Annotated in this window: 23 protein-coding genes and 1 tRNA gene; 7 read left to right on the top strand and 17 right to left on the bottom strand. The window is 40.0% G+C overall.

The window, feature by feature from the left end:
• Position 1: 1 nt before the first annotated feature.
• Complete coding sequence (locus I6N90_RS19135) at positions 2-763, top strand: ABC transporter ATP-binding protein (RefSeq protein WP_197937266.1); 762 nt, start codon at positions 2-4, stop codon at positions 761-763.
• Entirely contained in the window at positions 753-2,699 is a 1,947-nt protein-coding gene (locus tag I6N90_RS19130) for an ABC transporter permease (RefSeq protein WP_197937265.1), read from the top strand. Before I6N90_RS19135 ends, I6N90_RS19130 begins: the two co-directional genes overlap by 11 nt.
• A gap of 77 nt (positions 2,700-2,776) precedes the next feature.
• Here I6N90_RS19130 and I6N90_RS19125 read toward each other — a convergent pair whose 3' ends face one another.
• The 6 genes from I6N90_RS19125 to I6N90_RS19100 form a co-directional block, all read right to left on the bottom strand.
• Positions 2,777-3,472, bottom strand: a complete 696-nt coding sequence (locus I6N90_RS19125; RefSeq protein ID WP_197937264.1) for an ABC transporter permease — start codon at positions 3,470-3,472, stop codon at positions 2,777-2,779.
• Entirely contained in the window at positions 3,456-4,388 is a 933-nt protein-coding gene (locus I6N90_RS19120; RefSeq protein ID WP_197937567.1) for an ABC transporter ATP-binding protein, read from the bottom strand. Before I6N90_RS19120 ends, I6N90_RS19125 begins: the two co-directional genes overlap by 17 nt.
• Before the next feature lie 84 nt (positions 4,389-4,472).
• Positions 4,473-5,396: a sensor histidine kinase gene (locus I6N90_RS19115; RefSeq protein ID WP_232243165.1), complete on the bottom strand. Its 924-nt coding sequence runs from the start codon at positions 5,394-5,396 to the stop codon at positions 4,473-4,475.
• Positions 5,397-5,469: 73 nt separating this feature from the next.
• Positions 5,470-6,174, bottom strand: a complete 705-nt coding sequence (locus I6N90_RS19110; protein WP_197937262.1) for a response regulator transcription factor — start codon at positions 6,172-6,174, stop codon at positions 5,470-5,472.
• Between the two features lie 13 nt (positions 6,175-6,187).
• The gene (locus I6N90_RS19105; RefSeq protein ID WP_197937261.1) at positions 6,188-6,595 is read right to left on the bottom strand and encodes a disulfide oxidoreductase; all 408 of its coding nucleotides are present in this window, start codon (positions 6,593-6,595) and stop codon (positions 6,188-6,190) included.
• A gap of 16 nt (positions 6,596-6,611) precedes the next feature.
• On the bottom strand, positions 6,612-7,301 hold the full coding sequence (locus I6N90_RS19100) for a thioredoxin domain-containing protein (protein ID WP_197937260.1): 690 nt from the start codon (positions 7,299-7,301) through the stop codon (positions 6,612-6,614).
• A gap of 465 nt (positions 7,302-7,766) precedes the next feature.
• Here I6N90_RS19100 and I6N90_RS19095 point away from each other — a divergent pair, with 465 nt between their 5' ends.
• Entirely contained in the window at positions 7,767-8,408 is a 642-nt protein-coding gene (locus I6N90_RS19095) for a GGDEF domain-containing protein (protein WP_197937259.1), read from the top strand.
• A 470-nt stretch (positions 8,409-8,878) separates the two neighbouring features.
• Here I6N90_RS19095 and I6N90_RS19090 read toward each other — a convergent pair whose 3' ends face one another.
• The 10 genes from I6N90_RS19090 to I6N90_RS19045 form a co-directional block, all read right to left on the bottom strand.
• The gene (locus tag I6N90_RS19090; RefSeq protein WP_197937258.1) at positions 8,879-10,690 is read right to left on the bottom strand and encodes an NADPH-dependent assimilatory sulfite reductase hemoprotein subunit; all 1,812 of its coding nucleotides are present in this window, start codon (positions 10,688-10,690) and stop codon (positions 8,879-8,881) included.
• Between the two features lie 50 nt (positions 10,691-10,740).
• Positions 10,741-12,603: an assimilatory sulfite reductase (NADPH) flavoprotein subunit gene (locus I6N90_RS19085; RefSeq protein ID WP_197937566.1), complete on the bottom strand. Its 1,863-nt coding sequence runs from the start codon at positions 12,601-12,603 to the stop codon at positions 10,741-10,743.
• A 365-nt stretch (positions 12,604-12,968) separates the two neighbouring features.
• A complete protein-coding gene (locus tag I6N90_RS19080) occupies positions 12,969-13,811 on the bottom strand; it encodes a sugar phosphate isomerase/epimerase family protein (protein ID WP_197937257.1) in 843 nt (280 codons plus the stop codon).
• Positions 13,808-14,827 (bottom strand): DUF6005 family protein, encoded by a 1,020-nt coding sequence (locus I6N90_RS19075; protein WP_442950974.1) that lies wholly within the window; start codon positions 14,825-14,827, stop codon positions 13,808-13,810. The genes I6N90_RS19080 and I6N90_RS19075 overlap by 4 nt, the downstream gene beginning before the upstream one ends.
• Positions 14,828-14,833: 6 nt before the next feature.
• Positions 14,834-15,160, bottom strand: a complete 327-nt coding sequence (gene asbD / locus I6N90_RS19070; protein ID WP_197937256.1) for a petrobactin biosynthesis protein AsbD — start codon at positions 15,158-15,160, stop codon at positions 14,834-14,836.
• Positions 15,161-15,162: 2 nt separating this feature from the next.
• Positions 15,163-16,416 carry an AMP-binding protein gene (locus I6N90_RS19065; protein ID WP_197937255.1) on the bottom strand — a complete coding sequence of 418 codons (1,254 nt, stop codon included), beginning with the start codon at positions 16,414-16,416 and terminating at the stop codon, positions 15,163-15,165.
• Positions 16,409-18,199: an IucA/IucC family protein gene (locus I6N90_RS19060; protein WP_197937254.1), complete on the bottom strand. Its 1,791-nt coding sequence runs from the start codon at positions 18,197-18,199 to the stop codon at positions 16,409-16,411. Before I6N90_RS19060 ends, I6N90_RS19065 begins: the two co-directional genes overlap by 8 nt.
• 39 nt (positions 18,200-18,238) lie before the next feature.
• A complete protein-coding gene (locus I6N90_RS19055) occupies positions 18,239-20,113 on the bottom strand; it encodes an IucA/IucC family protein (RefSeq protein ID WP_197937253.1) in 1,875 nt (624 codons plus the stop codon).
• Positions 20,114-20,336: 223 nt separating this feature from the next.
• Complete coding sequence (locus tag I6N90_RS19050; RefSeq protein WP_197937252.1) at positions 20,337-20,705, bottom strand: c-type cytochrome; 369 nt, start codon at positions 20,703-20,705, stop codon at positions 20,337-20,339.
• A 97-nt stretch (positions 20,706-20,802) separates the two neighbouring features.
• On the bottom strand, positions 20,803-21,360 hold the full coding sequence (locus I6N90_RS19045; RefSeq protein ID WP_197937251.1) for a hypothetical protein: 558 nt from the start codon (positions 21,358-21,360) through the stop codon (positions 20,803-20,805).
• 138 nt (positions 21,361-21,498) lie between these two features.
• On the opposite strand from I6N90_RS19045, the gene I6N90_RS19040 reads away from it, so the two are divergent.
• The 4 genes from I6N90_RS19040 to I6N90_RS19025 all read left to right on the top strand — a co-directional run bounded on the left by I6N90_RS19040 (position 21,499) and on the right by I6N90_RS19025 (position 24,717).
• The gene (locus I6N90_RS19040; RefSeq protein ID WP_197937250.1) at positions 21,499-21,816 is read left to right on the top strand and encodes a YnfA family protein; all 318 of its coding nucleotides are present in this window, start codon (positions 21,499-21,501) and stop codon (positions 21,814-21,816) included.
• Positions 21,817-21,946: 130 nt separating this feature from the next.
• Positions 21,947-22,023 (top strand) — tRNA-Asp (locus I6N90_RS19035).
• A gap of 1,024 nt (positions 22,024-23,047) precedes the next feature.
• Complete coding sequence (locus I6N90_RS19030; RefSeq protein ID WP_197937249.1) at positions 23,048-24,217, top strand: hypothetical protein; 1,170 nt, start codon at positions 23,048-23,050, stop codon at positions 24,215-24,217.
• Between the two features lie 56 nt (positions 24,218-24,273).
• The gene (locus I6N90_RS19025; RefSeq protein WP_197937248.1) at positions 24,274-24,717 is read left to right on the top strand and encodes a hypothetical protein; all 444 of its coding nucleotides are present in this window, start codon (positions 24,274-24,276) and stop codon (positions 24,715-24,717) included.
• Between the two features lie 180 nt (positions 24,718-24,897).
• On the opposite strand, the gene I6N90_RS19020 is transcribed toward I6N90_RS19025, so the two are convergent.
• Complete coding sequence (locus tag I6N90_RS19020; RefSeq protein WP_232243164.1) at positions 24,898-25,575, bottom strand: N-acetylmuramoyl-L-alanine amidase family protein; 678 nt, start codon at positions 25,573-25,575, stop codon at positions 24,898-24,900.
• Positions 25,576-25,642 lie beyond the last annotated feature (67 nt).

The following is a 25,642-nucleotide window of genomic DNA, read 5'->3' as shown; positions in this document are numbered from 1 at the left end:
TATGGTCATTCTTGAAGCCAATAAAATTCACAAAACGTATGGAAACAAATTCAACAAACATGAAGTGTTAAAAGGGTTGGACATTTCAATTGAAAAGGGCGAATTCGTCAGTATTATGGGATCTTCAGGTTCAGGGAAAACGACCTTGCTTAATGTCCTATCATCAATCGATCATATTAGCAGCGGAACCATTACGATTGAAGGGAAAGAAATTTCCCGACTGAAAGAAAAGCAACTGGCTGAATTTCGGAAAAGTCATTTGGGATTTGTTTTTCAAGACTATAACCTGCTCGACACATTGACGGTGAAGGAAAATATTCTTCTTCCCTTATCGATTACAAAGACGCCAAAGAAGGAAGCAGAGCTTCGCTTCCAAACGCTTGCAAACGACCTCGGCATCTATGAACTAAGAGATAAATATCCGAACGAAATATCCGGCGGGCAAAAACAACGTACTTCCGCAGCACGAGCTTTTATCCATGAGCCGAGCATTATTTTCGCCGATGAGCCAACAGGTGCACTTGATTCTAAATCTGCTTCGGACTTATTGAACAAGCTAAGCGATCTTAATCAAAAGCTAAAGTCTACGATTGTTATGGTCACGCATGATCCCGTTGCAGCAAGCTTTTGCAGTAGAGTTATTTTTATAAAAGACGGTCAAATCTTCACACAGCTTCATAAAGGAAATGAAAAAAGACAATCGTTTTTTAACGACATCATGAAAACACAGAGCGTGCTTAGCGGGGTGCAAAATGAGCATTAATGAACTCATGTTCCGCAACTTACGAAAAAATCTGAAAAACTATTCTCTTTACATATTTGCTTTAATTTTCAGCGCTGCACTATATTTTGCTTTTGTCACCCTGCAATTTGACCCTGCAATGGATGAAGCAAAAGGTTCTGTTAAAGGGGGAGCTTCCTTCAAGGCAGCCTCTGTCATACTCGTTGCTATCGTTTCAATCTTTCTGCTCTATGCCAATACCATCTTTATTAAACGGCGCAGCAAAGAAATTGGCTTATTCCAGCTCATTGGAATGACCAAACACAAAATATTTCGTATTTTAACCGCAGAGAACTTTATTCTTTATTTCGGATCATTAGCAATCGGCATATTTGCAGGTTTTTCCGCTTCCAAATTACTGATGATGATGTTATTAAAAGTAATTGGTGTCGATAGTATTGCCGAACTTCACTTTTCAACGAACGCTTTATTCCAAACACTTATTGTATTTTCTATTATCTATCTCTTTATCATGCTAATGAATTATAGGTTTATTAAAAGACAAACGATATTATCCCTATTCAAAGTCACTTCAGTAGCAGAAGAAAGAGTAAAGAAAATGTCCATCTTCGAAATGGTCATCGGCGTATTAGGTATGACATTAATCGCTTTCGGCTATTATGTTTCCACTAAGCTGTTTGGCGGGGACTTCGTATCGATGAATGAACTATTCATTGCGATGATAGCGATATTGGCATCTGTTATTGTCGGTACGTATTTGTTTTATAAAGGGTCTGTCAGCTTTATATTCAATCTCATTCGGAAGAAAAAGAATGGTCATGTATCGATTAACGATGTAATGTCGCTATCTTCCATCATGTTTCGAATGAAGTCAAATGCAGTATTATTAACGATTATTACAACGGTATCGGCGCTAGCTCTTGGTTTGTTATCGTTAAGTTATATTTCTTACTATTCAGCAGAAGCATCAGCGAAACGTTATGTCCCCGATGATTTCTCGATTACAAACATTCAAGATGCAAACAAATTCAAAGCGGTATTGACAGAAAACAACTTGGCTTTTACTGAAAAAACAATTGAAGTTATACAGGCTGACATCAACATTAAAAACGTTATGAAAACAAAACTAGAGGAAGTAAAATTTGATCCGAATATTGTAACCTCGGCTGTCATTAGTGAAACAGCATTTAGTGATTTACATTTATCGGCTGATGAAACATTGCTTACAAAGTCGAGTGGCGTGTTGCAAAAATTTATGTCATTAAAAGATGCTGGCCCAATCGAACTAAAGGGCAATAGTATCGTTATCCCACAATCCTATAAAGAGACAGATCGAAAATCACCCATTTCAGGGTTTTTCACAAGCGGTGGTCTGCCCGTTGCGATTGTAGACGACACGGTGTTTCATTCTTTGAAGCAAGATTTGAATCCAGCTATCCAAAAAAAATCTGCTATTTATGTTGGCATTAGTATGAAGGATAAAGCCAATGTGGAGAAAGCAAATGCGATATTTAATGAAATAGGCTTTGGCTCTATCAAAGCCTATGATTCTCAAATGGCGATGCGCGACTATCAGAAGCTTAATATGGGAGGCATTATGTTTATCGTTGCTTTCCTCGGATTAACTTTCCTCATTACATCCGGTTGTATTTTATATTTTAAACAAGTAGATGAAAGTGAAGAAGAGAAGTCCAGCTATACCGTTCTCAGGAAGTTAGGCTTCACACAAGGAGATTTATTAAAAGGTATTGGAATGAAGCAGTTGTTTAATTTCGGAATTCCGTTAATCGTTGGTTTGCTGCATAGTTACTTTGCCGTTCAATCAGGCTGGTTTTTATTCGGAACAGATTTGTATGCGCCGATGATTATCGTTATGGTACTATACACGGCATTGTATTCTGTTTTCGGTATACTTTCAGTCTATTATTACAAAAAGGTAATTAAAGCTTCTCTTTAATGGTCTTATGCGGCAAAGAAAGAGCTTCAATCCAGTTGGATTGAAGCTCTTTGCATTTCACTTAACCAGCAAATAATTTATGAGACATCTACATAGTCAATTTTTCGGAATGATAAATAAGTTAAAATCAAACCAGCTGCTGCCAACGAAAGTGGAATTGCAATAATAGAGCTTAACGTAAAACCTCCATTGTTCGAGCATACAATAGCAACAATAAAGATAGACGACATAATAGTAGCTGGTACAGATTTTTTACGCATACCTACTATAAGAGGCAATAAGCTCATACCTGCTGCAGCTACCGCGTTCATTAAAGCTAATATGGCATGTTCATAAAGAACCTTGCTCGTTAAATCTCCTGGAATATAATTTAGCTGAGAGTCAATAACGATAAACATTGTTGATAACAGCACGTTTGCAATAATAACATTAAGTAATGTCCAAACGAAAACCATAGTTAGCTTAGCGGAAATTAGCTTCGTGCGGCTGATCGGATAAGTGAACAATAATGCCATTGTTTTATCACGAAACTCGCTAATAATAAGTCTTGAAAGGATCGCGGAGGAATAAATAATAAAGGTAGCACGCACGATAGTATCAATTACACTTAGCATGTCTGAGTGATCAACAAATATTTGTTCTTCAACCATTCCACCTTCGGTAAAGTAAATTAAAAGGAGGAAAGCAGCCATAATACCGTGGGCCATAAAAGCCCCTCCCACGAAACTTCTCTTAGACCACTTTTTGAACTCAAGCTTAATAAGATGAAGCATGACTTTCACCTCCACGTGTAATTTCGAAGAAATATTCCTCAAGTGAGTGATGACGACGATTAATAGATTCAACAGGAACATCATTTATAATAAGCCCTTTAGACAATTGCTCCGGCGTGAGCGCTGTATCATAAATGCGTATTAGACGGTCGCCTATCAGCTTAAAGTTTTTCGCACCGAGCTTATCTTCTAACACATATGCAGCCAGCTTAACATTCGAAGTCACAATTTCAACGTATTCCGTTTTGGAGTTCCGAATGCTCTCCATTGAAACTTCTTTAATCAATCTACCGCGATCAATGACACCTATCGTATCAGCTACTTGTTCAATTTCAGCAATAAGATGGCTGGAGATGAGCAGCGTCATCCCATATTCATCACGTAAAGAGCGGAATAATTGGCGCATTTCCTGTATGCCGGACGGATCTAGTCCATTAATGGGTTCGTCCAAAATTAACAGCTCTGGCTTTGTACATATCGCTCTTGCAATACCTAATCTTTGTCTCATACCTAACGAAAATTGTTTAACCGGCTTTTTTTCAATACCTATTAGCTGCACTCTCTCTAATGCTTCACGGATCGCTTTTGGATCGTAATGTCCCATGTACTCGCAATGCAGGTCTAAATTTTGTTCGGCAGTCAATTTCTCGTAAAATACGGGTGTTTCGATCATATGTCCAATTCGTTTAAGCGGCTCAATAGAGCCTGGAAGGAGACGTTCACCGAATAGTTCAATTTCACCGCCCGATGGTTTTACCAAATTTAAAAGCATCTTCATTAGTGTTGATTTACCCGCACCATTTGGACCTAAAAAGCCGTAAATTTCACCACGACCAAGCTTCATGTTTACATTCGAGACGACTTCTGTTAAGCCATAGTTCTTCGATAGCAGTCTCGTTCGAATAATTTCTGTCATCATTTTCTCTCCCCGCTTATTTCGTTCTGTACTCATCATAACGCGGGCCTCTCACTTTTTTATTTCTCATTTCTTACTTAATTCTTACTTCTCATTTTCACATCGATGAGAGACATTTTTTGATTCGATTTGTGTATGTTCTCCCTTTGCTTTCTGAAGCGTAACTGCAAAGCTAGTCCAAACACCTGGAATACTGTGCAAATGAATTCGCCCACCTAGCCGCTCCACTAGTCGTTTCGTAATCGTAAGGCCAAGACCACTTCCCTGCATATTCCGATTTCGTGAATCTTCGAGTGTATACAACCGTTCGAATACACGCGCTTGATCAGATTCTGCAATGCCGGGGCCTCGATCTGCTACTTCGATATGAACGAAGGAGTCCTTCTCTTTTGCCGATAGTTTCAAATACTTGCCGGACGCACCATAACGAACTGCATTCGATAACAAGTTATCAAGGATGCGGGTAACCGCTTCTTCGTTCGCATATGCCCAGAGCGGACCTTCGGATATGTCGACATCAACTTCGAACTCTTGCGAAGCTAATAAGTCATAGTAGGCAAGTATACGATTACGAGAAATCTCCCCTATATCTATAACGGAAAAAGGAAGCTCCGTGTCCTGGGCTTCCAATTTTGCAAGATCAAAAAAAGCATTGATTAAATCTAATACTTCAAGCGTCTTCCTATGAACTTGACCTAATAACCTCTCACGTTCAGCTTGAGACAAGTCTTTGCTATTGTTTAGTATCTCAGCATAACCCAATATGACGGTAAGTGGTGTCTTCAAATCATGCGATACGTTAGATAGCATCTTCCGCATCGCTCTTTCTGTATCCACATAGTCAGAAGTGGATTGTTGCGCACGACTAAGCAAGTCGTTAATAGAACGAAGCAGCTCACGCAGATCTGACTGTCCCGTCACGAGCAATACTCTTTCCGAACTTGATGATGGTTGTATGGAGATATCATCTAACTTTTGTTTGATATAAATAAGTTCAGTGCTACGCAAGTGTCTTCTCCTACGTTCGAGGAGATACAGCCCAAGTAGCACAACAATAAGAGCAATCCATAGAGCGGTCAACCTATTGCTCCCCCAATCTATAGCCGATTCCCCATAAAGTTCGTATGTAGCGCGGATTGGATGGATCATCCTCAATCTTCTCTCGCAGCCTTCTCATATGTACGTTAATGACATTTTCATCACCATAATATTGCTCATTCCATACTAGCTGGTAAAGGAGTGCCTTCGTATATACCCGCGTAGGATGTTCTACAAAAAGTTTCAGAATTTGAAACTCTTTAGCAGTAAGCTTAACTTCCTCACCGTGCTTCGTTACCATGAAGTTATTCGGATCAACAAGAAGCTCGCCTACAGTGAGGAGACGAGCTTCCGGTTCTTCTATCATTTTAACTTCCGCATATTGAGTAGCCCTACGAATAGATGCACTCACGCGAGCTGCTAATTCGAGCAATGAAAACGGCTTTGCGATATAATCATCCGCACCAAACCGCAAACCAAGTGCTTTATCAACCTCGTTATCTTTTGCAGATACAATTAAAATCGGCACTCGGCTTCGTTCGCGGAACTTTTGCAGTAGATCTAGCCCGTTTACATTAGGAAGCATTAGATCTAACAGAACTAGATCATACGATTGATTTGCGAATACTCGCATGGCGTCTCCACCGTCGTTAACAGTTGTAACACTATAACCTTCCTTGACCAAATAGTTCTCTATCATTTCACTAATAGAGAGATCATCTTCAATTAATAGCAAGCTGCCAGACATACGACAGCCCTCCTTATCTTCTCTTCGCTAGGAGTAGGAATATCGTTATTAGAGTAAATCCAATCAAAGCTAGGAACGGAATTGTAACGAATCCGAACCAATTAATATAACTCGTCGTACAAGGAACACCTTTTGTACACGGTTTGATCGCTGCAAAACCTGGGATTTTTTGTTCCATGTAATGTAGCGAAGAAACGATCATACCTAACATAGATAGAGGTAATGCGTATTTTTTAATCGTATGTTCATCATAAAAAGCAGCAATACCAAGAATCAAACTAAGTGGATACATGAGAATACGTTGGTACCAGCACAATTCACATGGAATAAAGCCACGAACTTCACTGAAATAGAGACTGCCGAGTGTTGCAACAACAGCTACTATCCAAGCAATAGATAGAGCATTATGTCTAACGATCATTCTACCCTTTCCTCCCCTATTTCAATTTTGAATCAATTGCTGCCTTGATCGCTTCATAATCAAATGGATTTGCAATTTTAATATCATTAATCATAATCGTTGGTGTTGCATTAACGCCGAATTGGCGAACGAGAATATCATCAAGCTGTACAAGCTTAAGTGTCTCTTCAGCAGCTAATGTTTGTTTGAATACCGCTTCATCAAGCGTCGGCACAACAGCTTTTGCTGTCTCAAGCACCTTCGCCTCGGTTAGCCACAAACTATCGTGATCTACAGTAGGCTGAGCATCAAACAACTTTTTGTTAAACGCCCAGAATTGATCTGGATGAAGCTTCAACATCGTTTCGCCTGCTAATGCGCCAAGCTGTGACTCATCTCCATGGAACAAAACGTTGATATAGGAGAATGTAGCTTTACCTGTATCGATATAGTCCTTTACTAATTGCGGGTATACCGTTTCTCCCCATTGTTTGCAAGAAGGGCATTTGTAGTCGCCAAATTCTACGATAGAAACTTTTGCATTTTTATCGCCAAGAACGGGTTGAGCTGCTAGAGATGGTGCGCTGTCTAATGTTTCATTTTTGCTATCTTCATTTTTTGAAGCTTGATTAAGAACAAACAGCCCTACAACAACGACAATAAGGATTGCTGTATACAGTACAAAAGAACGGGAACTGCCTTTTTTATTTTGCGATTTCGTTGACATTTCGTTTCTTCACCTCGAGTTTTTGATAAGCGTTTACACTACACAAACTGTATCATATGGCTTGTACTTTCACTATATCAAATTGGATAAAAATCGCACAATTTTGAAAACGTGTCAATGTAACCCGACTTTTTCGGGTTGGAGCGCTTTACTCAGGCGCGTGCGGGACGCTAACCCGGCTTTTTCGGGCTACTGCTGTTTGGACGCTCACTTCGGCAGGTTTTTTTCGGGTTAGTTTCCTTAGTTTGAGCATGTAAGTGTTAATTTATAGTTTTGTTTGTTTGTTTGTTTGCTCGGTTGCTCAATTTCGCACTCTATTCGCTCATAACCTCCATTCGCCTAACTACACAAATCAATCATTATATATGTTTTTACTCATATAAGTTTAATTGACAAATGTTTCTAATTTTATTATGTTGTTAATAGTTATATATAACTTATTATATACGTTGAGGTGATGTCATTGTGAAGAAGATAACAACCGACAACTTGACTAACTTGCCGACTCGTGAGCAACTAGAAACTACTATAAAGGGCTATATTGCTGAGGATGAAGCTGTAGCGCTTGCTCTTCTTGATATCGATCATTTTATGGAGCTTAACGATACCTATGGTGTCGAGGCTGGTGATCGTGCTCTAGTTAATATCGCGCAAATATTGCAAGAAAAGTTCCCTGGACAAGCCTATCGCATCTCTGGAGATGAGTTCGCAATCTCTCTCCCTGGAATCAGCTTAGAACAAGCATTTCTTCAAATGGAGCAACTAAGACTTCACATCTACGAATCTCAGCATCTCTTCCGTGCACAGGACATGTTATCACAAGAAATTACTGCAACGATAGGTGTTGCACAATATCCACGTGATGCAAAAGATGCTGCTGCCCTTCGTAGAAGTGCAGACGCAGCGCTCGTGAATGCCAAAGAAAATGGCCGGAACCAAATCTCGTTACCTCCTAATGAGGAGATGATTATGAAGTCTTGCTACTATCCCTCTTCAATGGTTCGCAGACTAAAAACATTAGCTGAAAAACGCAAAAAAAAGGAGTCTATTCTATTACGCGAAGCATTAAGTGATTTGCTGCACAAACATGATCGGATTGAGGAATAGGTAGCTCCAACCAAAAACTAAATCGCACAAGAAACTTCTAAAACTAAATTAGCTCTAACTCATAAAGTGCTAAGCACACGTCAATTATTTAACATCTCCACCCGACTATCATAGTGAAAGCCTACAAATATCCAGCAATTTCTTTACAACAGGATGGATTGGGCTTAAAGCCTACAGATATCCATCCTTTGTAACGAAAAATCGAACTTGACCCTATTCCTCGAGAAAAAGCATGGAAAATTGCAGGTATTTGCTCTGATTCGGCGAGAAGTGACTGAAAAAGATGGATATCCGCAGGTATTACTATTTGTGGAGTTTCTTAGCTAGCTTTCTGCGAGCTAAAATACGTATCTAGTTACTTGTACACAAAATTTAATTATAGCTATTTATTTAGTTACCTTACGGACAGTGCGACAAAAAAAAGCGTAGGGCAGATTATGATCTGCCCTACGCTTTTTTAATTGTTGTAGTTAGTTATGGAAGTCTAAGCCCGATGCTACAGCTTTCACATAGCCAGTACGGATAACGAAATCGCCAAAGTGTTCGTTCTGCTCACGCTCTTCTGCGTAACGATGAATGATTGGCTTCAGCGTATCCAATATTTCTGCCTCATCGACATTTTCACGGAACAGCTTGCTTAGGCGGTCGCCTGAGAAGCCAGCACCCATATACATATTGTATTTGCCCGGCGATTTACCGATAAATGAAATTTCACCAAGCGCAGGACGCGCGCAACCATTCGGGCAACCCGTCATACGAATATTGATTTCTTCGTCGCGTAAGCCCACTTCTTCCATAATAGGCTCTAGCTTATCGATCAATGTAGGCATATAACGTTCCGCTTCAGCCATCGCAAGTCCACATGTCGGCAAAGCAACACAGGACAACGAGCTACGGCGAATTGCAGAATGTTCTTCACCTACAGAAATACCATATTGCTTAAGCAGTGTTTCAATCTTCGGCTTCTTCGCACTAGTAATGCCAGCAATCATCAAGTTCTGATTGGCTGTTAGACGGAAATCACCTGTCAGAATCTTAGCAATCTCTCTAAGACCCGTCATGAGTTGATTGCCTTCTTGATCGATAATACGACCGCTCTGAATATAAAGCGTTACGTTCCAACGGCCATTTTTGTCCTTTTTCCAACCATAACGATCACCATTGCTATCGAATTGGAATGGACGTGCAGGCTCAAGCTTCCAACCTAAACGTAGTTGCAACTCATCTACAAACCACTCTAAACCATGACGGTCGATCGTATATTTGAATCTCGCATATTTACGAACAGAACGATTGCCATAATCCCGTTGAATCGTCACTGTTTTCTCTGCTATATCAACAACTTGCTCTGGCGTAATAAAGCCAATGACTCTGCCAAGCTGCGGGTACGTATTCGTGTCGCCATGCGTCATGCCCATACCGCCGCCAACAGTAACATTAAACCCAATCAGCTTACCTTTTTCAACAATAGCAATGTAGCCAAGATCTTGTGAATACACATCAACGTCATTGGACGGAGGTACTGCAATACCAATCTTGAACTTACGCGGCAAGTAAACAGGTCCGTAAATAGGCTCAACAGGATCAACACCAGCTGTTACTGCCTTAGCTTCTTCCGAACTAACCTTAACCACAGTGCTAGCTTCAGCTGTTGCCGCACTAACTTCAGCTTTTGCAAGTTCGAGGCTATCTACAACCTTCTCGCCATCCAGCCAAATTTCATGATAAGCAGGCGTACGTGGTGCAAGATGTCTTGTAATCTCTTGCGACCATTTGAATATTTCGGTATGCACGTCGGATTGCTCCGGGTTCGGATGACACATTACGTTACGGTTAACGTCACCACATGCAGCAAGCGTTGTCAGCAATGAATCGTTAATATCTTTGATCGTTTCCTTCAAGTTAAACTTTAGAACACCATGCAGTTGAAACGCCTGTCTCGTCGTAAAACGAAGCGTTCCACTACCGTACTTATGTGCAAGCTCATCCATTACAAGCCATTGCTTTGGTGTAGTTACACCACCTGGTGTTACGACACGAAGCATGAATTGAAAAGCTGGCTCAAGCTTCTGCTTCTGACGCTCATTACGAACGTCGCGATCATCCTGCATGTAGCTGCCGTGAAATTTCAACAATCGATTATCAAGCTCAGAAAGACCGCCTGTAATCCGATTCTCCAGTGATTCCACGAGCGACCCGCGAAGGTAATTACTTTCAATCTTCAACTGCTCCACGTCACTCGGCGGTCCGCCAATTGGCTCTACTTTACGATTATTAGTCATTGCTGCAAGCTCCCTTCCAATGCGTTAACCTCGTACATACGATCCTTCTATTAGTAAACGTCACGTTGATAACGTTGCTGCGTTTGCAGATCTGCAAGGTATGCTTTTGCTCCTTCAGCATCCAATCCACCTTGCTGCTCGATAATCGTAAGCAATGCAGCATGAACATCATGCGCCATATGCTTCTCATCACCGCACACATACACGTGTGCGCCTTCTTGCAACCATTTATAAAGCTCAGACGCTTTTTCACGCATCCGATCCTGAACGTATACCTTCTTCTTCGAATCACGAGAGAACGCTACGTCAAGCTTCGTTAATACGCCATCCTTCAACATACGCTGCCAGTCAGTCTGATAGAGGAAGTCCGTCACGAAATTCCGATCTCCGTAGAACAGCCATGTCTTCCCTTCTGAGCCGAGCTCTTCTCGCTCTTCCATAAAAGCACGGAAAGGAGCAACACCTGTTCCAGGTCCAACCATAATGATAGGTGTTTGCGGATCAGCCGGCAGCTTGAAGTTCGGATTTTGCTGGATGAAAATTGGTAGTGTATCGCCTTCGCTCAGTCGCTCGGATGTCTGTACCGAACATACACCATTCCGTTTACGGCCATGCGCCTCATACTGAACTTTACGAATCGTCAGATGTACCTCATCCGGATTTGCCCTATTACTGCTCGCAATAGAATATAAGCGTGGCGGCAACTTGCGTAAAATAGAGATCAATTGCACTGCGCTTAGTTTCCATGGTGCAAAATCCTGTAATAGATCCAGCAGATCTCTTCCATTTGTATAAGCTCTTACTTCATCCTTTTTCTCTGGTGAAAGTAGCTCAGCTAACTTCCCGTTCTCCGAAAAAGGCAACGCTTTTTCAAGTAGCGGACGTGATAATACAGTAATCTCAAAGTGACGAAGCAAAGCGGAACGAAGTTCTCCTTCATCGCCATCTTTGCCTTGCACTACGACTTCATTCGCCGAAAAGTTCAATTCTGCAATGATTGCATCAACTAATGCAGGATCATTTTCTGGATAGATGCCAACACAATCGCCTGGCTCGTAGCTTAAACCTGAACCTTCAAGTGAAAGCTCCAAATGACGTGTTTCGCGATCTGCACCTCTGCCGTTCAAGTTAATTGTAGTCAAAACTTCTGATCGAAACGGGTTCAATCTTGTATATTGGGAATCTCCATCTGATACGCTAGTGGATGTTACTGATGTCACGGCAGAAGCCGCTGCTCCAGTAGTTCCTGGTGAAGTTGCAGCTTGTAGAGCTCCAATTACTGCCCCGAACCATTCTGTTGCTGGACCTTCGAAATCCAGATCGCATTCTACTCGATCAACTAAACGCTCTGCGCCAAGCTCTGCAAGCCGATCATCAAAGTCTCTGCCTGTCTTACAGAAAAATTCATAAGACGTATCACCGAGCGCAAGCACGGAATACTTCAGACCATCAAGCTTCGGAGCCCGTTTACTATAAAGGAACTCATAGAAAGGAATCGCATTATCTGGCGGGTCACCTTCACCGTGCGTACTCGCAACGATAAATAAATGAGCCGTTTTCTTCAGCCCATTTGTTTTATATGCGTTCATCGCAGAAAGCGTAACCTCAAAACCTTGCTCTTTCAACTTTTCAGCTAAACGACCTGATAATCTTTGAGAATTGCCCGTCTGTGATCCGAACAAAATCGTTGCTTCACGCGGCACCGCTGGCTCGCTAACGACAACTGGAGATACTTCTGCAATCACATTAGGCGCACCTACTTGCGCAACAGCTACAGGTTCAGCCCCCGAACGATAAAATGTTAAATAACCGCCTAGCCAATGAATTTGTGCTTCCGTCAACGTTGGCAAGAGCTTATTAAGCAGCTCAGCCTGCTCTTCTGTAAACGGACTGTTCGTCACTTTAAGTTGCAACAACATCCACCTCGCATCAAATCTCGCTCATTATAATTCCAAGTGTATTACTATGGTTTTTATACTGCTCTAAAACTACCATAGTCCCCCTTTCACGGTCAATAAAATAGTCATTTTCTGTCTATAAAAATAATTGAAGGAAACGTTGAGCTTTTCTTATAGTTAGTTCATACAGTAGAAAAATGGCGAATAAGGGCACAATAAGCACAAAGAGACCCGCCTCATAGGCGGGTCTGCATGTCGATATTTTACAGTAACTTTCACATTCACTTTCATGTATCAATCTTTCATTTTATCATCATTAAATCAATCTTTCATATCTTTATCATTCTAATTCAATCAATCTATGTCCATCACTTTCAAGTCTATCCCTGCACAATACTATAACGTTGCTTATGAAGCCATTCAATTTCTTCACTGAGCATATGAAGCGGTGTTGGTCCGAACCATTCAATAGAAGCAAAGCAGTCCATATGCATCATTTGTTCCAGTAGCTTCTCGTAATCTATAAATCCTTTATGAAGCGGAACCATACCTTCTCGGTTACCTGCTGCAGCATAAATGTTGCTAGGATCAAACAAAGTAACTTGGCTTGGTGAGGCAATATTTTTGAAATGGAAATGTTCAATCCAGGGTTCTAAAATATGAAGGTTCTGAAGTAGATCGCCTCCGAACTCCCACACATGAAGCACATCAAAATTCAATCGCAATTTGTCCTGCCCAATATCCGATAACAACGTAAGTGTCGACTCCAAATTGTCGGCTAATGTGTTTGGATGTGTCTCGACAACTAATTGGATTCCATGACTCGCACATCTTTCACATAGTTTTCGAAGACGATCCGTATACTCCATCCGCAATTGAGGAGATACGACTTGACTAGCTTTATTACCCGCAAATGTTCGAATACGTCTCGTGCCAAGCCACTGAGCTAAAGAAACAAGTTTGTCGCACTTTCGCTCCGTACTAGCGAACGTTTCCTCTGAATCGATACTTAAGTAATCACTAAGCATGGAGACAACCATGCCGTCTTCTCTCATACTTCTTATTTGTTCTTCCGTACTAGCTCTATCGTATTCATACATGTTTTCTGCATGTATGCCCCACATCTCTATACCGTCGAATCGCTTCGCCTTCATAAACCTAACAAGTTCTAGCAAAGATATTAATTGATGGCGGAATGATATCGTACATAATGAATAGTTCATCGGACTGCCTCCTTGCTTAATTCGTGAGATAGAGCAGACTGACCGAACTTCTGCACCTCCCATATTTCATACAGTCGATGCAGCTCTTTTTTGATCTCCGTCTCTATTCGTCCCATATCAGCAAGTTTTGGGAGTATCGAAGAAAGCATCGCCTTGTTTCCTGTCATAGCCATCTTCATGCCTTGATACTGTACATTATGGAATCCTTTAACGAGCTCCTCCACTAAATCTGTATAGGCTTCGAACGTCTCATCACTTTCTCCTGACTCTTCTATAAAGTACATGAGTGCATGCTCATAGCTATATTTACGAATAGCAAGCACAGGCAATTGCTTCACCGATCCTGCAATCATACTTATATCTAATCCGTTGTCCCCATGCACCATCTCTGTGAGCAGACTCGCAAGTTTTTCAGTTAGTCCATTTTTCCATGTAAACACGTGCTTATAGTAGTTTCTGACCATCTCAGGTGTTGGTTCTTCTAAAAACTGTGCATCCGCATAAAAACCGCCACCAAACGTATTGTTTAGAAAAGCATTGATGGTGTCACTCTTAGAAACAATACCACGCCATCTAAAATCGGGATCTATCATATTCCACTCATCTTCATTATCTGTTTCAGCCAGCATCAAAAAATGTGGAAATGGCTTCTGATGAAACTTGTTTTCTCGCTCCGGCATATACGACATATCAATTTGCGCAATCACATACCGATCCGACGGGCAATGTTTCAATAACTCAAGTAGCGTATCCAAATTATCTTGACCTGATAGCCGCTGATCGTACCATTCATGAACTTTAGGGCCAAACAACATCTGAAACCACTCGAAATAATGGCTATGGTTTAGATCATGTTGATAATAAGTAACCTCTCCCCGATCCGTCACATCGAACGGCGCATCCCATAGGCCAAAATAAAAGGGGCGATAGTCGATTGTGCTTCTTTCTCTCACAATTTCACATAAGCAACTGACGATACAATGTACCTTAATGCTAACTTCCTCTTTCATAGCCATTCCTCGTCACCGACCTTCTGCGCTCTGATCGCCTGCAATTTCGTAAACTGCTGGAAGCCTATTGAGCTGCTCCATAAAATCAAGCAATGAGCCAACCGTTGCAAACGTTCGCGGATCAATTTGGTCATCAGGAACTTGAAGTCCAAGCTCCACCTCGATAAATACGATGAGTTGAACAATCATGATGGAGTCAATACATAAGTCCTCATTCAATCTCATTTCATCATTTAAACGATCAAGTTTAAGCTTAAATTTCCCTTTCATCAAAGCGAACAACTTGCTCGTAAGTTCATCTCGATACCTATTCTGTTCAGCATTTTCGCTCCAACTCATCTTTACACTTCTCCCTGTTCAAGCAGCTTTCTACTGATCTTACCGGATGGCATCTTTTGAATACTCGTTACAATTTGTACATCCGTAGGTACTTTATATGTTGGAAGCTCTCTCATACACCATTCACGAACTTGTTCAGCGGTAATACTCGCATTTGCATCTGCTCGGACTTGCGCTCTTACGATATCCCCAGCTAGAGGATGACTCCCGCGATAAACAACCGCCTCAGATACACCTGCCAATTTGCAAATAACTTCTTCTACCTCAAGCGGCATTACTTTCAGACCTGCTACGTTTATCAAATCGTCGATTCGTCCAAGGAAGCGCAATCTACCACTTACTGCTCTATGGCCTAAATCACCAGTTGCAAGTTGTACTCCCCCAATGATCTGGATTCGGAGTTCTGCAGGGTCGGAATCAGCAAGAACACTAATATGACCTAACGTCTCACCCAAATCATCATAACTCTCCATATCGACCGCTAGACTTACACATCCAGCTTCTGTACAGCCATATTGTTGAATCATTCTTTTTGTTTTTGCACGATATTCCTCAAATAAGCCGGACGACATCGGAGCACCCGAGCTAATAACAGCGTTCAGTTGGATCGCTGAATATTCGAATAGTGGAGCTAACCCCGCAAGCAAAGACGGGACCGCATAAATAATATGGTTTGGAATTCTAATAATACTTTGCAAAATAGACTTCGGATTTTGACCAGATATAATAACAGGACGAATTCCTCTCTCCATAGCCGAAAATACCCCTGTAATTAACCCATAAGAATGAGTAATCGACGCCAAAATGATTGGAGTAGCTTCCCCGAGACTATAGCGACTAAGCAGTTCATTGTAATGTTTCGTCTCCCGAGCTAGTTCATCCCAAGATCTGCCGATTAGTTTAGGCTCACCAGTCGTACCAGAGCTGAATTGATACAGAGAAGGTAGCCTTACATCTTTGGTTTCCACCTCATCCAACGGGACATATTGTTCTATTACTCCATAAAATAGTCCAACGCAGCCAGCCTTTTCAGCCAACCTTTTGGCTGTATCGATTGGTGTTTCTCCGAAGAGGAGAAGCACTGAATCTCCGCGTTGTCTAATAAAATGAACGAGTGATATGACTAAAACAGCATCAGAAGAGCAAATAGCGTAGCAACGATGAACCGTTGTTTGAAAAGCTACTAATTGCGCATAACTATCCATCATTGATTGAAAATCAGAAGAAGGTATAGCCCTATTGTTTACTTTAAACATGATAGAAACTCTCCTTGAATTGGTTTTGCAAGCTACTTACGCATTTATATAGCGGATTAAGTGCTGGCTGAGGAGGACATATAATCGAGCCATATATCCTCTTTTGTGCAAGCGATTCAATCACACATTCTGGTCTGTACAATTGCAAATCTTCAAACCGTGTTTTTAATTGCGGGAACTTTTCCACGTACATCTGCAACTCTTCAACCACAATGCTCCACAGTTCCTTTTCATCACAAGGAAAATGATCATCGATAAACATAATAAGATAACCAATATTCATAAACCATAACGCATCAATCATCATTTCATTTAAACAGTTCAGCGACTTCATCTCGAAGTGATCTCCCACATTCCCATTGGCATAAACAGGATGGATTCCAGAAAAATCAGGCAACAATTGCGGCGCTGCTAGATAAGGTATATAAAACTCTACACCTTCGTGAAAATCTCTTAGTGCAACGCGCTCCGGAATTCCGCTGCGATGAATCATTATCATGTTCTGACCATGTGACTCCAGTACGATACCATGCGCAACTAGCAGATGAACGACTGGAATAACGCAGTTCCTAATAAGTGTTCGGAACCAATCTTCTACACCCATCGTATTCACCCACGGAGCAATAAACGGAGCACCATTACTCTCACGCGCTGAAAGCATATGGAATGGAACAGCTTCTTCTCCCTCAACTACATACTTTTCAACATTTTCGCGCCAAATCGCACTGACCTTTCCTTCCGCTGGAATCAAGGATACACCTGCGTATTCATGCAATAAAATGAGCTTTGCATCATTAGTTAGATAGTCATCCGAATCGACAATTGACTGCAACCAATTAGACACCGTTGATGCGGCAGCAACAGAATGAATCGTTAAGTTTCGTCTCGACGAAGTGTTCACAATATTAAGAGCAAGTTTGACATCCGATTTACCCTTAGCACTTCGATTCGTAAGTGTTCTTATCGATTGCTGAGGTGAATAAGTCTCTGTACCGTAACCTAAAGGTATGAGCCTGCTATATTCACTAGCAGTTCCGCTTAAATGTTCCCATTGCCAAGGATGAAGCGGAATAAATATGTACTTTTCCGTCTCCAATCCTAACCCGGTTATGATCTCTTGAAATCTACTAAAATCATTATGATGAAGCTCCTTAGTGAGGAAGCTTTGCCAATTATCATGTCCACTTACATTCCATTGCACATCGGATTGATGGGCAGCAATCCAATATAAGCGCACCTCTGGCTCAAACTCTGGGCCATATGTTACATTATCCATTTCATTAAACCCAATTCGAGACTTATAACATGGGTGGTAAGGATGACCTTCCGACGATAACCCTTCAAGTTCTGCGAATGATAAACCCAGTAAGAGCTGTTTTCTATTTCTTAGTACATTTAAAAACATCGCATCTTTCTTAATCGTTTCCTCTATTTCCTCAAGAAATGTAGGCAGCACTTGCGATAGTCCTTCTACTCTGTTTAATGCTTCCTCGATAAACTGGGAGACACTTTCAGCTTCGTGTCGATTCGATAAACAACATCTAATGAGCGGTTGTTCCGTTAACCTAATAATGTCAAAAGTAAACTTCTTAATAGCTATACATTCGTATATGACCTGTACTCCTGATCCGCTTACTCCCTCTATCTCATATCTTTCCCCATCTGGGGTGATCGTTTTTTTCGGTTTTAATAGTCCTTCGAACAGTAATGCTTCTATTAGTTTTCTAAATACTTTTCTCCGTATAACTATACTTGCATCAATGACCGCTTCAGCGGAATTCAACGTTAATTCCCACCTTTAATTAACTTTAATTAACTTTAATTATGCTTTTACTGACCGTTCTACTTCCCGCTCCCTTCTCCATCTTGACGTCACTAACCTCGCCCTTCGGACGACATCCATAGCTGGCAATCCTCCGTACAACGGATTTTCCATCTCTACATATATGGCTTGCTCGAGCTCACATTCCAATTCGTCCATATCATAAAGTCTTGTTAACAAATTTGCTTTGCAACGAAACGTATTTCTAGTAAGCCAATTAGGAAAGAATGAACACCTTCTTTCGGACTCAGGCAACATCGACTCTAGTGCTCCGCGCAGCTCTAGCAGCAACACTCTCTCATCAATTAAACCAGCTATACCAAATGATTGAATAAGTCCTAACATATGATTGACGATTAAGTAATAACCAAATCGCTCCTCTACAATGGCATCATCATATACATTTTCACTAGTTATAATGCCAGGCAACATATTCTCCAATGTATCTGCCATGGAACGAGCATAATAATACCCTTGGCTGTCTCGATAATAGAAACGTTCGGGATACCCTCTTTCATCCAGCTTGACCATACAATTTTGCAGATGTGCTTCTAGTGCAATGCCATAATTTCTGTACAACCACATCATCGGCTCAAGAGATAGCGACAAATACTGCTTGAACCAATCTAAACAAATTCCTTTAATGGCTCTATCCTCTTGTACTTCAATCTCCTTTATTAAAGAAGCAAGTAAGCCATCTTCTCCATGAATAGACTCCTGAGTAAAAGCAGCCATAACGAATACTCGTCTACCCTCTTCGCCGACAAATGGGTTCTGACGAATGAGCAGCTCAAAGCCGGACTCCTCTTGAGTTGATTCACCGACAGTCAGATATGCACCGTCTGGAATGATAGTGAAATGGGGATAGTTTTCTTTTAATTTAGGTTCAATAACAGCCATTAGCCTAGCGGCCTCAAGCGCGGTATCTAGCTCTCCTCGCTTATTTAAACGCATTGAGTTAGTAATTTTGACGCGTAGTGAAAATTTGTACATATAGCTCGCGTCAGAATGATAGACGCTACGAATCGAGGAGGTAGGCGAATACTCTCTACCCATTGCACCCAAATAGACCATGCTTCCTTCTTGTTGCCATGCTTTAACTTGTGACTCATGCAGAAGTCCTTCGGCTTGGACAGGGTGAACAGGGATCAACGTATGTGTACTACTCTTATTGATCACATATTTAGCAATTTCTTTGGCTGAGTCATTTGTTAGGTCTATTCCTTGAAGTAGCTCCGCTCTAACTAGATCAGAAGCGGTTTCACTCCATGCTGATTTCTCCTGTACAAGACTACGATTTACCGCGAAATAATGGAGCTGAAAGCTACCCTTAGATTCGGGAGAATAGGCCTCTTGTCTCCATTCGGGGAAACCTTGCCTGCTCTTCGGCGTTGGATGAAACGTATGGCCGAACAGGAGCGATTGCTCCGATTGAATAAATGTTTGATCCAAATCGTACAGCTCTTTTGGCGCATGCTGGCGCATTCGAATAAACGTTTCAAGTAATAAACAACTTTGAATAACACGAATATGAAGCTCAGACGTATTCGCTTCACCATGCCCTTCCGTTAGCTCTTCAACTAATAAAGCTAGAAATGTTGTGTAATGTATAGGTACCGGAATACTGTCACCAACTTGACTAAAGACAGGCAACTGAAATTGATGCCTTCCCGTAGGTGACTTGTACTCAGCAGCTGCGAATATTTTCAATTTCTGCGTTTGCAGATGTAGTACTAATATGGCATCTGCTTTGCATACTAAAAAGGAATTGAGCGTACTTACGTCACGCCACTCTCCCCTGCCTGTTTCTCGAAGATAACAATTCAGGAAGCTCGTTACTGTAGCCCTCTCTGCGATCCTTCTAGGATCAGTCAACTGTCTACACACCCTTTCAAAGTTAATGCGGTTAATAATGATAATCAGTATCAATAGTATAGCGTTAAGAAAGTTATTAACACATAGACTAAATTTTCATCTGATATGGATTATTTCGCTACTTAGCAATCGATGTCACAACTAAAAAAGCTTCCACGACCCTCATGGAGGGAGTGAAAGCTTATGCGAATAACTCGTTCATATACGATTTCAGTGCTAACAATTATTTCTTTGTTGCTAGCCAATTCGCCAGCGTGTCGATCTGCTCTCCAGTCAGTTGCTCTTTGTATGGAGGCATTCCGTTTCCACCATTTACAATCTTTGCTCTAATCTCAGCCAGCGACAATTTCCCTCCAACTTTCTGAAGATTTGGGCCCACTCCTCCACCTAGATCAACGGCATGGCAAGTGACACAACTTTGTTTATACAGTTTTTCAGCTTCGGCAGCATTAACCGTTTCTCCCGCTCCATTGTTCGTGTTATTACTTTTGTCTGTTTCGTTGTTCGTTGCCCCTTTTCCACCACCGCAAGCCGATAATGAAATGACCAAAGCAACTAATGCCAATAGCAAAACCCATTTGATGTTGCGCATAAATAAAGCCCCCTCAAGTGATAAAGGAATCTGTTTATACAATTCCCTATTTTCACCTGACTATTCGAGAAGATGGGCTATTATCATCAGTGAATGACTACTTCTTAACCTCAAACAGCAACTCTTGTTTTATTTCAAAAGAACCCTCTATACTGCCATCCGTATCTTCTATTGTAAATTTGGCTGAGCCATCCACATCATATTGGCCGGCAGGGAACGGTACATCTGCTTGCTTCTCTGGAAATTTATCGTCTTTCTCAGCTATGAGTGCACCTGGACTTGTATACGAATGACGCAAAGGCTCACCTTTAAGTAGGGTTGTACTTAGTTTGGGTTGATCCATCGCGTAGTAAAACACGTAATTCCCAGACGATTCACTAATCACATAGTAAAATGGAGTTGTCGCATGCGTTATCGTTACAGACTTTCGATCTCCTATATACTCTAATTCCGCAATAAGAGTGACTTTATCTCCCTCTCGATACTCATCATGTTCAGTGTAAAGACGATAAACAAAGTCTTCTTCAATGATTCCTACCTTATTCGACTCCGCCGTCATTTCCTTCGACTTCCTTATCTCTACTGTTTGAACCCATATCCCTGCTAGTAAAAGAACGACTGCGAGAATACCCATCACTCTAAATGGCTTGCTCACCTCATCACTCCCTTCAAACTTGTAGACGGTATTATCCAAAAAAAGGTTTCTAAACTCAGTTAATTTACAAAGTATCTCCGTTGCGCTACGATGGTTTACGATTGCAATTACATTTAGCAGTAGAGGAGTACTCGATAGATGGGAATTTTATTGTTCATATTAGCCGGGCTCGCCGAAATTGGCGGGGGTTACTTGATCTGGCTGTGGCTTAGAGAAGGGAAGTCGCCATACTTAGGATTACTCGGAGGTATAGCACTTGTCCTATATGGCATTATTGCAACTTTTCAAACGTTTCCTACCTTTGGTAGAGTATATGCCGCTTATGGAGGCGCGTTCATTGTGATGGCGCTGCTATGGGGATGGTTAATTGACCGCAAAACGCCGGATGCTTTTGATTGGATCGGTGCGGCCATTTGTGTTGTTGGCGTATGTGTGATGTTATATCCTAGGCAGTAAATGAAGCTAATAATATACTAGAATTCACTATTATAATCTGTTAAGTTGATCTATTTATAAAAAAAGCTTGTCAAACACATCTCATTCGTGATACCATAACGTTTGTGTCTTAGAGACGCACTTATAAAGTGGAGCTGTGGTGTAGTGGCCCAACATGCCTGCCTGTCACGCAGGAGACCGCGGGTTCGAATCCCGTCAGCTCCGCCATTTTCCCTCTGGCAACTCCTTTTTTCATCCTCAGATATCCATTTTCGTGGTAAGTTCAACTTCCTAATTGACAGTTTCCCCACCTTTTTATTTTGAAATAAGCACGTACACCTTCCTTGACCTTTCTCACCACTTGAAGAGCATCCTTACAATTACTAATAGTGCTATTAGTAACATCACGAAGGACGCTCATTATTTCTTTGTTCTTCTACTTCCGTAGTGTGACCCCTAGTGCTGATAATAAAATTGAAGTTCCTGTCTTGATATTGCCTTCTATTTTCTTTTGTTCCAATAAATTTGAAACTCCATCATATAGCGCTTCACAAAAAGTGTCGTTGTATTATTGACACGATTTTTTTCTAATCCTACTCCATAAGTAAGTTCAGAGCTCTACCAATTAGTAATAATCTTCAATTCCTCTCCTTCTCCACAACATTAACCGAGTATCTCTGACGTTCACGAATAGAAAACAAATCCCATATCAAACGTTTACAGAAAAAATGAAAAAAATGAAAAAAATGAAAAAATGCTTTTGTTTATCGTTTACAAATATTAATAAAAATTACATTTATTACACTTATACTATATACATATTAAATTATGCACTATATTTTAATTTCACTATAATCGATCAACAAACTTGTATTTTAAAGAAGCTACTGTTACTTCTGCATTCTTCATCAAGCACTGACAATCACGAATCTGTAATAAATCTTTCTAGAAGAGGTACCCTTCGTAAGAGCGAACAGAGAACTGTCATTAGCTAAAATTCTAATGATTTTTATAGTTAATTTATTTATGCGAAATATATTATTACAATTAAAAATTACTGTAAATATTTTTAATAAATATATTATAAAATATGTATATTTTATTGCTTTTAATGGCTAAAGTAAAACATAGACAAAAAATACTAAAGAAAGTATATTATTGTAGTCATTATGATATCAGACCCAAATGAGGTGATTCATGAAAAATAAATGAAGGAAATTAAGTGAAATTATAAATTACGGGGGTAATAAAAATGAAAAAACTAATTAGTTGTTTACTAGTCTTAGCCATTTTTATAAGTATTATGGGTAACCCGAATTATTCTAGTGCAAGTACAGTACAAGAAGATCAGAAAATCAAACTAATGGAAATTTCAAGCATTATAGATAATGAAAATCAAAAAGAACTCATTATCAATTTTCCTGAAGAAAATGCATACTATAAGATAACTGCAACAAAAAATACAAATAATAAATATAACTGGACGACTACAATCGGTTCTTCTGACAAAATTTACAGCAAAAGAGAATTAGTAGTAAGTAAGTTTTCTCCATCATTTTCTATGACAGCGTTAGCAGAGAAGGTAAAGCAAGCAGACCAACAAATTATTAAAAAGTATTACGATGAAAATGTTGTATTTGAAGAAACTCCTCAAATACAGCCTAGAGTGTTGCCGCTTATTGCACTTGGAGTATATGGACTAAGTGCTTCTGCAATTGCTGCCATTGAATTAGCAATGGTTGGTACGCTAGCAGTTACTACGGCTGCTGCCGTATCGGATGTATTAAATCAGAAGAAAGCTACAAGCACCATTACTTATCCAGCTGATAACACAGCAGTAACAATGCCTAAATGGTCTGAATTCTCTGGTATCCCTAATACTATTTCTACCTATGCCCAAAAACATATGGAAGCAGCTTTAACACAAACAATTTCTAATAGAATTAAAAACAACAATAATAGTTCAAATAATCTTGCAATATTTACATCCTCGCTTAATGTTAAAGGAAGTGTTATGGTAGTCTACGATATTACATCAAGCACTTCCGGGAAAGTAAATAGACATTTAGCAAACAATTTGGGTGGAAGTAAAGTTGATCCAACAATCGTTGATGAAACTTTGGATCTTAACGGGTATACCGTATTTTTAGCTTATAATCATAATACAAGCAAAGTATTTCATGCTCATTTTGTTCCAACTATTTTCAGGGCTAAAGAATTAGCCTTTAACAGATACAAATATAAATACGACATACAAATTCACCCTAATTTCTCAAGAAATTCTGAGTACTTGGAACTTAATAATCGTACAGATTTGGAACAATTGAGATGGGAACAACGATATCAACTTGCATTAAATAACCGAAATGGTTTCTTGTTAGGTGATAATAAAGGAAATAAGTCGGTTGTTCCACGAAGATAGAATAAACACAAGGTTCTCCTAATATAGGAGAACCTTGATTTAAAGGAGAGATTATTTTGGAGTTTGATTTTTTTTTAAAGGTACTAAAAGATCAATTTAACTATAATGGAGACTATCGCAAATTAGATATAACATTTTTAGATACTAATTTTCATCTAGAAAAGAAAAATGATTTGCAAATTTCAATACAATCGGAAGGAATTACCCTTGTAATAGAATCAAGTATTTCAAGAATTGATAAAAACGATGAGTCATTACAAAACAATATAAACTACACTAGCTTGTCAAGAGTAGTAATTATCGATGAAATAAATCTAACAGAAGATAATAATCAACTTGCAAGCGTATTTAAGCTACTATTAACGTATTTCCATATCATTTTAATTAAGGAAAATCGTTTTGTTGATATAGCTACGTTAGAAACTTGCTCGATTAGATTAGAAAATATCATCATAAAAGATGATATCTTTTATGTTTTCATTCATCCAAGTACCCTTTAAGTTTGTGATAATCAACATGCCATGATTAATTGTAATCGCTTGTGAAACAAGTATAAGGTGAATTTTAACTCATGGCTTTTTCATTATACGTTCATATGATTTACAAGATCTCCTAATGCAGATAAAGTGAACCTCATATGGGGGATAATACAACTCATTATGAGCTAAGGATTTCCTTTTTTATTTGGAGAAATACTCTATAATACCTTCTGTTACTGCAACTGCCGTTTTTTGCTGAAACTCTTCTGTGTTCATGCGCGCTTCTTCAACAATGTTAGAAATATATCCAAGTTCCATTAAGATGGATGGTGCTGTCGTTTCACGAATAACGAAGTAGTCCCCATGTTGCACTCCGCGGTCTTTAGCATCTATATCTTGATTAAACAATCGTCTATGAATAATGTCAGCCAATATTTGATCTTCACTTTTATTGTAATAGGTTGTTATCCCATTTACGTCACTCGTTGTGAAAGCATCGTAATGAACGCTAATAAAAAGATCCCCATCGTTCTCTTCTGTAAAATCAATGCGATCTTGAAGCGACTTTGAATCATCGCCATCCCTCGTCAATAAAACATTTGCTCCTGTCTGTTTCATTAATTCACGTTGAATTTCTTTAGCGGTTTGTAATGTAACATCCTTTTCCTGTGTTCCATTTTGACCGATAGCCCCAACATCTTTTCCCCCATGCCCTGGATCAATGACGATCGTTTTCCCCTCTAACACCTTTACTGATTTTTTATCTGACTGTAACTTTGTCGTTTCTATTCTTTCATTAGTTGTATTCATTTGATTAATACTAGCAATTAATAAAATGCCTGCAATTATAAACATAAATAACACTAATAACTTCTTCATCGAAACTGTCCCTCTTTCACTATGAGAATCTATCGCGTTGACCTATTGCTAGTCTACTAGTGATAGA

It is taken from the genome of Paenibacillus sp. GSMTC-2017, assembly GCF_016019935.1.
Lineage (GTDB): Bacteria > Bacillota > Bacilli > Paenibacillales > Paenibacillaceae > Pristimantibacillus.
Note: the sequence above shows the minus strand (reverse complement) of the source record. Positions and strands in the feature narration are given on the sequence as shown.